Origin of the sequence: uncultured Aureimonas sp. (genome assembly GCF_913775355.1) — a bacterium.
Classification (GTDB): Bacteria; Pseudomonadota; Alphaproteobacteria; order Rhizobiales; family Rhizobiaceae; genus Aureimonas.
In genome coordinates this window covers 19,222-27,342 of sequence record NZ_CAJYIU010000058.1, presented here as the reverse complement: position 1 = coordinate 27,342, position 8,121 = coordinate 19,222, and the positions used below count along the sequence as shown (strand labels likewise).

The following is an 8,121-nucleotide window of genomic DNA, read 5'->3' as shown; positions in this document are numbered from 1 at the left end:
TCACGACCGACGGTCCGGGCGGCCGAGCGGGCTTTGCCGCCACCGCCGTCTGCAGCGTCACCGACGACCCGCCGACGCTCCTCGTCTGCATCAACCGCGCCTCGTCGGCCTATGCGCCGGTCCGGCGGAACGGACGGATCTGCGTCAACGTGCTGGCCGCCGAGCACGCCGAACTCAGCCGCGTGTTCGGCGGCAGGACGCCCGTTGCGGAGCGCTTCGCCGCCGCGTCTTGGCGGGGGACCGCAGGCGGCGCGCTCGAACTCGACGGCGCGCTGGCCTCGTTCGACTGCGACATCTCGACGGCGACGCAGGCAGGCACGCACGACGTCTTCTTCTGCCGTGTCCTGTCGCTACGGTCACGGAGCGAGGGTCGGGGCCTGATCTACTTCGACCGCAGCTATCACATGATCTGAAGCCGGAGATCGCGCACCCGCTCTTGGCGGGATCTTGCGGTCAGCGCGGCCGAACCCCGTCGAGGATGACGGACAGGACTGACTGGGTGACCTCCTCTCGGAAGTCCGGGCGCTCGACGTCCGGCCCGAGGATGGCGCGGATCTGGGCGGCGAAATCGGCATAGTGCTGCGTCGTCGCCCAGATCGCGAAGATGAGGTGGATCGGATCGACCGGAGCCAGCCGCCCTTGGGAAACCCAGGTCTGCAGGATGGCGGCCTTGCGCAGCACCAGCGTCCGCAGCCTCGTCTGGAGCGCAGGCAGGATGACCGGCGCGCCGGCCAGGATCTCGTTCGCGAAGAGGCGCGACGCTTCCGGCCGCTCGAGCGAGAGGACGAGCTTGGCGGCGATGTAGCGTCGAAGCTCCTCGACGGGGTCCGCGTCGACATTCAACGCATCCAGCGGATCGAGCCATTCGCCGAGCGTGCGCTCCAGAACCGCCTCGTAGAGATCCTGCTTGCGGCGGTAGTAGTAGAGGAGGTTCGCCTTCGACATGCCGGCGCGGGCGGCGATCTCGTCCACCGTCGATCCGCGAAACCCGTGCCGGGAGAAGATGTCCAGCGCCGCGTCGAGAATCTGCACCCGCGAGACGGCCTGGATGCGGGTCGCCGGAGCCGCGGGTTGTCCCCCCTCCCGGTCTGCGCCCTTCGCGCCCATGCGCTCTCCCTGCCAGATGGCGGCTCGCGGCAGCCGCACGCCCCCTAGTGGTAGGATGACATGGCATGCGCTGGCAATCGCCAGCCGATCGACCTGGTGCCGATCCGGAACGTCTCCTTTCGAAGCAAGCGACGGGTTCTCTTGGTTGCGTCTACGCAATCTCAAGACCTGCCGTGTAGCGTCCTCGCCGTTGTGGACGACACGGGCGGCCGATGCTGAAGAACGCGATGCAGTGGCTGACCCTCGCGTCGGTCGGCCCCGAAATGGCAGCCAAGCAGTTCCAGGAACTGCGCTCGCAGGTGCCGCTCCTCTACGCGCTGCTGAGCGTCAACGCCCTCGCCCTCGGCTACACGCACTACGAGGCGTCGCCCGTCTGGATGTCGCTCCTCGTGCCGGGCGCACTCGCTGCGATCGGCGGCCTTCGGGCCATCGCCTGGCTGCGCTACGACCCGGACAGCTTCGACCACGCCGCGATCATCCACCTTCTGCGCCGCACGGCCGCGCTCGGCTGCATCCTTTCGGCGGCCTACATCGTCTGGTCGCTGAGGCTGACGGTCTTCGGCGGGCCGGACGAGCGGGCGCATGTCGCCATGTTCGTCGGCATCACGGTGATCGGCTGCATCTTCTGCCTCAGCCATCTGCCGCAGGGCGCGGTCCTCGTGGCGAGCTTCACCACGATCCCCTACCTCCTCTTCTACCTCCTCGCGTCGGGCAACACCGTTTACATCGCGATCGCACTCAACATCTTCCTCGTCACGCTCGTCGTCATGCGGGTGCTGATGAACGGCTTCTCGGCCTTCGCCAAGCTCGTGCAGTCACAGAGCGAGACGGCGCGCCTCAACCGCGAGGTGACGCTCCTCGCTCATACCGACATGCTGACCGGCCTGCCGAACCGCCGCCTGTTCTTCTCGGACCTGCGCCAGATGATGGCGGCGCGCGATGCGGCGAGCGCGCCCCTGTCGCTCGGCGTGATCGATCTCGACCGCTTCAAGGCGGCGAACGACACCTACGGCCACCTCGTCGGCGACCAGATCCTGGCGCAGGTCGGCGCACGGCTGACCGAGGAGTTCGCGGGCTGGGGGAGCGTCGCGCGCCTCGGCGGCGACGAGTTCGCCTTCATCCTGGAAGCCGACGGCGAGAGCGCCATCGCCCTGATGACTGGCGTCTGCCAGCGGCTCGCCGAGCCCTATCTCACGGACGGCGTCACGATCTCGATCGGCGCCTCCTGCGGCATCGCGACGACGACCGGGATGAAGCTCGACGCGTCCACCCTCTACGAGCGTGCGGACTATGCACTCTACACGTCCAAGAGCTCGCGCCGCGGCCTGCCGACCCTCTATTCGGAAGCCCACGAGGCGGCCGTGCGATCGGAGCGGGCCGTGGAAGCGGCGCTCCAGGCGGCCGACCTCGACCGGGAGCTGACGATCCATCTCCAGCCGGTGGTGAACGCGCGGACGCACGCCCTGTCCGCGGTCGAGGTTTTGGCGCGCTGGACCTCCCCGACGCTCGGGCCCATCAGCCCGGCGGTGTTCGTGCCGGTCGCCGAACGCACCGGCATCGTCCACCGGCTGACCGTCAAACTCTTCGACATGGCGCTGGCCGCCGCCGCGGACCTGCCCGACACGACGGCCGTCTGCTTCAACCTTTCGGCCCACGACCTGACGTCGCCCGGCACGATCCTTTCGCTGATCTCCGCCCTGCGCAACTCCGAAATCGCACCCTCGCGCATCGTCTTCGAACTGACGGAAACGGCGATGCTGCGCGATTTCGAGGCAGCGCGTGAAGCGCTCGGCGTTCTCTCCGCGCTGGGCGCGCAGATCGCGATCGACGACTTCGGCACCGGCCACGCCAGCCTCAGCTACCTTCGCGAGCTGCCGATCGGCCGCGTCAAGATCGACCGCAGCTTCGTCTCGGGCGAGAAGGCGCTGGAACGCCGCGATCTTCTGGGCGCCGTGATCGCCATGTGCCGTTCGCTCGGGCTTCCCTGCGTCGCCGAGGGCGTCGAGACCGAAGAGCAGATGGCATTCCTGCGCGAGGCCGGCTGCGACGCGTTGCAGGGCTACCTCATCGCCCGGCCGATGCCCGCCGCAGCGCTCCGCGACTGGATGAAAGCTCCGCGCGCCGTCGCGGCCGCCTGAGCGTCTCGTGCTTGCGCGGCCTGTTGCCCGAGGCTAGGCAACGCGGGAACGAGGTTGCGAAGGAAGCTTTCATGACACCGCGCGTTGCCGTCGTCGGCTGTGGCCACTGGGGTCAGAACCATGTCCGCACCCTCAAGGAGATCGGCGCCCTCGCCGCCCTGTCCGACGCCGATCCCTCGCGCGCCGAGACGCTCGCCGACCGCTTCGCGGTACCCGCCGTCGCCCTCGACGACCTTATCGCCGATCCGTCGATCGATGCGCTGGTCCTCGCGCTGCCGCCCTCCCTGCACGGGCCGACGGCGCGACGCGCGTTCGCTGCCGGCAAGGACGTCCTGGTCGAGAAGCCCATCGGCCTCGATGCCGGCGATGCGGCCGAGACGGCCAAGGCCGCCGCCGAGGCCGGGCGCATCCTGATGGTCGGCCACGTCCTGCGCTTCCATCCCGTGTTCGAACGCCTCGCGGCCGCGGTCGCCGAGGGCCGCATCGGCGCGGTCCGACACATCATCTCGACACGTCTCGGCCTCGGCCGCTTCCTCGGCATGGACGCTGTCTGGGATCTCGCGCCGCACGATCTGTCGTTGGTCCTGACGATCGCCGGCGAGCATCCGTCAGGCATCGAAACGCTGCGCCGCACCGTCCTCAGCGACGAGACCGACGTCGCCGACATCGCGCTTCGCTTCCCGTCCGGCATCGGGGCGGAGATCCACGTCTCGCGCGTCTCGCCGTTCCGCGACCGCCGCTTCACCGTGATCGGGACGGAAGGAATGCTGTGCTTCGACGACCTCGCCCCCGAGGGACAGAAGCTCGCCTTCTACGGCCACCGCGTCTGGCGCGACGGCCGGGCCTTCGCGTTCCAGTCGGCCGATCCCGAGTATCTCGAGACCGAGCCCGGGCTGCCGCTCGACCGGGAACTGCGTCACTTTCTCGAATGCGTCGCCACGCGGCAGACGCCGCGCACGGGCGCGGACGAGGCGGTCGAGACCGTCCGCATCCTGGAGACCGCGTCGCCGCGCGCGGCGCGCTGACGCCTCAGGCGACGAGGCTTTCCGCGCCGACGGCCGGCATCGCCGCCCGTTCGGTGCGGGCGATCACGCCGCCGCCGAGGACCTGCGCGCCCTCCCCCTTGCCAGCGTAAAAGACGCAGGCCTGCCCCGGCGACACGCCGTCCTCGCCCGCCAGGAGCTCGACCACGGGCAGACCGTCAGTTCCACCCGTCAGCCTCGCCGGTGCGGGCGGGCGCGTCGAGCGGATGCGCACGAAGAGATCGATCCCGTCCGTCTCGCCGCTCGGCATCGGCGCCGTGCCGAGCCAGTTCACCGAGCGCAGCGCGAGACGGCGCGTTTCCAGCGCCGAGCGCGGACCGACGATGACGCGCGCCGCGCGAGCGTCGATGCCGACGACGTAGAGCGGCTCGCCCGATGCGATGCCGAGGCCGCGCCGCTGGCCGATCGTGAAGTGGACGATGCCCTGGTGCCGCCCGAGCGACCGGCCGTCGACATGCACGATCTCGCCCGGCTCGCCGGCATCCGGGCGCAGGCGCGAGATCACGTCGCTGTATCGGCCGTTGGCGACGAAGCAGATGTCCTGGCTGTCGGGCTTCGAGGCGACGCCGAGCCCGAAGCGCGCTGCGATCTCGCGCGTCTCGGGCTTCGTCAGGTGCCCGAGCGGAAAGCGCAGGAAGTCGATCTGCTCCTGCGTCGTGCCGTAGAGGAAGTAGCTCTGGTCGCGGTCGAGATCGGCCGGCCGGTAGAGGCTGCGATGGGCGCCGTTCGGCCGCGACAGGATGTAATGCCCGGTCGCCAGCGCATCGGCGCCGAGGTCGCGCGCGGTGGCGAGGAGATCGCGGAACTTGACCGTCTGGTTGCAGGCGACGCAGGGAATCGGCGTCTCGCCCGCCAGATAGCTCGCGGCGAACGGATCGATCACCGCCTCGCGGAAGCGCTGCTCGTAGTCGAGGACGTAGTGCGGAATGCCGAGGATCTCGGAGGTCCGTCGCGCGTCGGCGATGTCCTGACCGGCGCAGCAGGCGCCGGCGCGCTTGGGCGTCGCGCCGCCGTCGTAGAGCTGCAGCGTGATGCCGACGACGTCGTAGCCCTCGTCCTTGAGAATCGCGGCGGTGACCGACGAATCGACGCCGCCCGACATGGCGACCACGACGCGCGTCTCGGCGGGCGCATTCGGCAGGTCGAGACTGTTGAGCATGGCAGGCAAACTCTCATGCGCCGGCCGTGCCGGCAGGTAAGCGTTCCTTTTACCGGGAGCGCGCTGGCGTGCCAACCATCGGTTCGCACTCGGCTTCTCGGCCCGGGCGGATCGCTGCCGCATCTGGGCCCGGCCGGAGCTTGATTCAACCTGTTATCGAATTGCTAATAAGGGCTTAGCGGAATGTTTAGAGCCGCCGGTCTAGCTTGAACGTGGCGATTAGGTCTTTGCGTAGTGTAGAGAGTTCAATGACCGATCAGGTTAGACCAAGAGTGAAATACGTCATTGGCCCCGATGGGAGTCCGCTGACGATCGCCGACCTCCCGCCCTCCAATACGAGGCGCTGGGTGATCCGCCGCAAGGCGGAAGTGGTCGCGGCGGTGCGCGGTGGGCTCCTCAGCCTCGACGAGGCCTGCTCGCGCTACACGCTGACCGTGGAAGAATTCCTGTCGTGGCAGGCGTCGATCGACAGCCACGGCCTGGCCGGGCTGCGCACCACTCAGCTGCAGGAGTATCGCAAGAAGATCGATCTGCACTGATCGATCGACGCGCGAGGGAATCGAAGGGCCGGGCCGCAGGGCGCCGGCCCTTTTTCGTGCCGCGGGGATAGCTTATGCCCCGCACGAAAAAGGCCCGGTCGCCAGAAGCGGCCGGGCCTTCGTCGAGAATCGAGTGCGGCGGGAGGCGTCAGGCGACCGCGGTGCGCCGATCGTCCCCGGCGTCGCGCTGCTCGAGCTTTTCGGCGTTGACGAGATCCGCCTCGGCCTCCTCGAGCGCGATGCGCGCGGCATTCATCTGGATGCGCAGGTCGCCGGCCGAATTCGTCAGGTTGTCGCGGCGGGTGCGCGCAGCCTTGGCGAAGGTCGGATAAGCGAAATGGTTGAGGTCCGTGATGCCGGACTTCTTTTCCTCGCTCGCGATCTGGGCGTCGAGCTCGCCGGCCATCCGCTCGAACTCGTTCAGCATCATCTGCAGCTGGTCGGCCTGACGGCGCTTCTCGGCCACCTTGAAGCGCGCCAGCCGAACCAGGTTGTCACGTTTGGCCATGACGCCCTCATCTCCTGTGTTCCATAGGGGTTCTCGACATGAACCCCCGTTTCGCGACGCTCGTGCGGCTTCAGGCAAGCCTCGGCGGCTACACCTTAACCGTCTGTTTACGCGCGCCGTTAATCATAGCCATGGATCATTTAAGGCAGGGTAAACCGATCAGGTTCAAGTCGAGGCGAGGATGCGACGTGCTTTCCGAATGGGATCCCACACATCTTCGCCGCGATACGGACACAGATCGAAAGACTCGGTTGAACAAAGGATTTGAGCGGAAGGCATTGTTAACCATTCACTGGCACGATGGCTTTCAGCTCTAAGACGAACTCCAACCTTGTCGGTCCCCCCGCCCCGGCCGGGCTGATGCAGAGGATTTAACTGATGCGCGTTCTTTTGATTGAGGATGACAGCGCGATCGCGCAAAGCATCGAACTCATGCTGAAGTCCGAGAGCTTCAACGTCTACACGACGGATCTCGGCGAAGAGGGTGTCGATCTCGGCAAGCTCTACGACTACGACATCATCCTTCTCGACCTGAATCTCCCGGACATGTCGGGCTACGAGGTCCTGCGGACGCTGCGTCTGGCCAAGGTCAAGACGCCCATCCTGATCCTGTCTGGCATGGCGGGCATCGAGGACAAGGTGCGCGGTCTCGGCTTCGGCGCTGACGACTACATGACCAAGCCCTTCCACAAGGACGAGCTGGTCGCCCGCATCCACGCCATCGTACGCCGGTCCAAGGGACACGCCCAGTCGGTCATCGTGACCGGCGACCTGACGGTGAATCTCGACGCCAAGACGGTCGAGGTGAACAGCCAGCGCGTGCACCTTACGGGCAAGGAATACGCCATGCTGGAGCTGCTTTCGCTCCGAAAGGGCACGACGCTCACCAAGGAAATGTTCCTGAACCACCTCTACGGCGGCATGGACGAGCCCGAGTTGAAGATCATCGACGTCTTCATCTGCAAGCTGCGCAAGAAGCTGGCGACGGCGACCGAGGGCAAGAACTACATCGAGACGGTCTGGGGCCGCGGCTACGTGCTTCGCGAGCCGGAATCCGACACCCGCGCCGCCTGAGCCGTCCCACCCATCTGGCAAAAGCCTGCCCTTCCCATCGCGGAATGGCGGGCGTTTTCGTGCTCAGGCCGCGGCCGGCTCGGCCACCGCGACGAAGGGCGAGACCCAGTCGAGAAGTGAGGCGCGGTCGAAGGGGCGGAAGATGAAGCCGTCGGCGCCCGCACGCTTGGCACGGGTCATCGTGCCGAGATTGGATTCCACCAACGACACCAGGATCTTCGCCTTCGCCGTCTTCGGATCGGCGCGCAGGGCCCGCACCGAGGCGTCCACCGTCGTGCTGGGAAGCGAGGCCGAAACCAGCACCAGGACCGGCGCGGCGATGCGGGGCTCGGCCAGGAGGCGGGCCGCCGCCGCGACGCTCTCGGCACCGATTGTCTCGAGATCGACACCCGTCAGAATGCGCGCGGCGACCTTGGCGACGATGCTGGATTCGTCGATGACGAGGCAGACGGACATGCGAGCGGCTCCGGCTTGCCGCCGGCGGGAAACCGGCGTTCGAGAGGAACCCTAGCAGCCGACCTTTTCGGACGCGTTCACGAGGACGACCAACGGA

The 8,121-nt window shown here is 67.5% G+C and carries 9 protein-coding genes; 5 read left to right on the top strand and 4 right to left on the bottom strand.

Going from position 1 to position 8,121, the window contains the following annotated elements; translation table 11 throughout:
* A partial coding sequence (locus QZ753_RS04640; protein WP_294641522.1) for a flavin reductase occupies positions 1 to 413 on the top strand: 413 nt, incomplete at its 5' end.
* Positions 414 to 453: 40 nt separating this feature from the next.
* Here the strand turns inward: QZ753_RS04640 and QZ753_RS04635 are convergent.
* A complete protein-coding gene (locus QZ753_RS04635) occupies positions 454 to 1,107 on the bottom strand; it encodes a TetR family transcriptional regulator C-terminal domain-containing protein (protein WP_294641521.1) in 654 nt (217 codons plus the stop codon).
* Between the two features lie 212 nt (positions 1,108 to 1,319).
* Here QZ753_RS04635 and QZ753_RS04630 point away from each other — a divergent pair, with 212 nt between their 5' ends.
* A complete protein-coding gene (locus QZ753_RS04630) occupies positions 1,320 to 3,245 on the top strand; it encodes an EAL domain-containing protein (RefSeq protein WP_294641520.1) in 1,926 nt (641 codons plus the stop codon).
* Positions 3,246 to 3,316: 71 nt separating this feature from the next.
* Positions 3,317 to 4,270: a Gfo/Idh/MocA family oxidoreductase gene (locus QZ753_RS04625; protein ID WP_294641519.1), complete on the top strand. Its 954-nt coding sequence runs from the start codon at positions 3,317 to 3,319 to the stop codon at positions 4,268 to 4,270.
* Positions 4,271 to 4,274: 4 nt separating this feature from the next.
* Here QZ753_RS04625 and mnmA read toward each other — a convergent pair whose 3' ends face one another.
* Positions 4,275 to 5,447 carry a tRNA 2-thiouridine(34) synthase MnmA gene (gene mnmA, locus QZ753_RS04620; protein WP_294641518.1) on the bottom strand — a complete coding sequence of 391 codons (1,173 nt, stop codon included), beginning with the start codon at positions 5,445 to 5,447 and terminating at the stop codon, positions 4,275 to 4,277.
* 248 nt (positions 5,448 to 5,695) lie between these two features.
* On the opposite strand from mnmA, the gene QZ753_RS04615 reads away from it, so the two are divergent.
* Positions 5,696 to 5,986, top strand: a complete 291-nt coding sequence (locus QZ753_RS04615) for a DUF1153 domain-containing protein (protein WP_055888338.1) — start codon at positions 5,696 to 5,698, stop codon at positions 5,984 to 5,986.
* A gap of 148 nt (positions 5,987 to 6,134) precedes the next feature.
* Here the strand turns inward: QZ753_RS04615 and QZ753_RS04610 are convergent, their stop codons facing one another.
* Entirely contained in the window at positions 6,135 to 6,494 is a 360-nt protein-coding gene (locus QZ753_RS04610) for a flagellar export protein FliJ (RefSeq protein ID WP_055888340.1), read from the bottom strand.
* A gap of 378 nt (positions 6,495 to 6,872) precedes the next feature.
* Between QZ753_RS04610 and ctrA the strand changes: the two genes are divergently transcribed.
* Positions 6,873 to 7,568 (top strand): response regulator transcription factor CtrA, encoded by a 696-nt coding sequence (ctrA, locus tag QZ753_RS04605; protein WP_055888342.1) that lies wholly within the window; start codon positions 6,873 to 6,875, stop codon positions 7,566 to 7,568.
* Positions 7,569 to 7,631: 63 nt separating this feature from the next.
* On the opposite strand, the gene QZ753_RS04600 is transcribed toward ctrA, so the two are convergent.
* A complete protein-coding gene (locus QZ753_RS04600; RefSeq protein WP_294641517.1) occupies positions 7,632 to 8,024 on the bottom strand; it encodes a response regulator in 393 nt (130 codons plus the stop codon).
* Positions 8,025 to 8,121: the final 97 nt, after the last annotated feature.

Excerpts from the sequence above, each read along its gene's own strand:
- mnmA (WP_294641518.1), bottom strand. The coding sequence starts at position 5,447 with ATGCTCAACAGTCTCGACCTGCCGAATGCGCCCGCCGAGACGCGCGTC.
- QZ753_RS04615 (WP_055888338.1), top strand. The coding sequence starts at position 5,696 with ATGACCGATCAGGTTAGACCAAGAGTGAAATACGTCATTGGCCCCGAT.
- QZ753_RS04625 (WP_294641519.1), top strand. The coding sequence starts at position 3,317 with ATGACACCGCGCGTTGCCGTCGTCGGCTGTGGCCACTGGGGTCAGAAC.
- QZ753_RS04635 (WP_294641521.1), bottom strand. The coding sequence starts at position 1,107 with ATGGGCGCGAAGGGCGCAGACCGGGAGGGGGGACAACCCGCGGCTCCG.
- QZ753_RS04630 (WP_294641520.1), top strand. The coding sequence starts at position 1,320 with ATGCTGAAGAACGCGATGCAGTGGCTGACCCTCGCGTCGGTCGGCCCC.
- QZ753_RS04610 (WP_055888340.1), bottom strand. The coding sequence starts at position 6,494 with ATGGCCAAACGTGACAACCTGGTTCGGCTGGCGCGCTTCAAGGTGGCC.
- QZ753_RS04600 (WP_294641517.1), bottom strand. The coding sequence starts at position 8,024 with ATGTCCGTCTGCCTCGTCATCGACGAATCCAGCATCGTCGCCAAGGTC.
- ctrA (WP_055888342.1), top strand. The coding sequence starts at position 6,873 with ATGCGCGTTCTTTTGATTGAGGATGACAGCGCGATCGCGCAAAGCATC.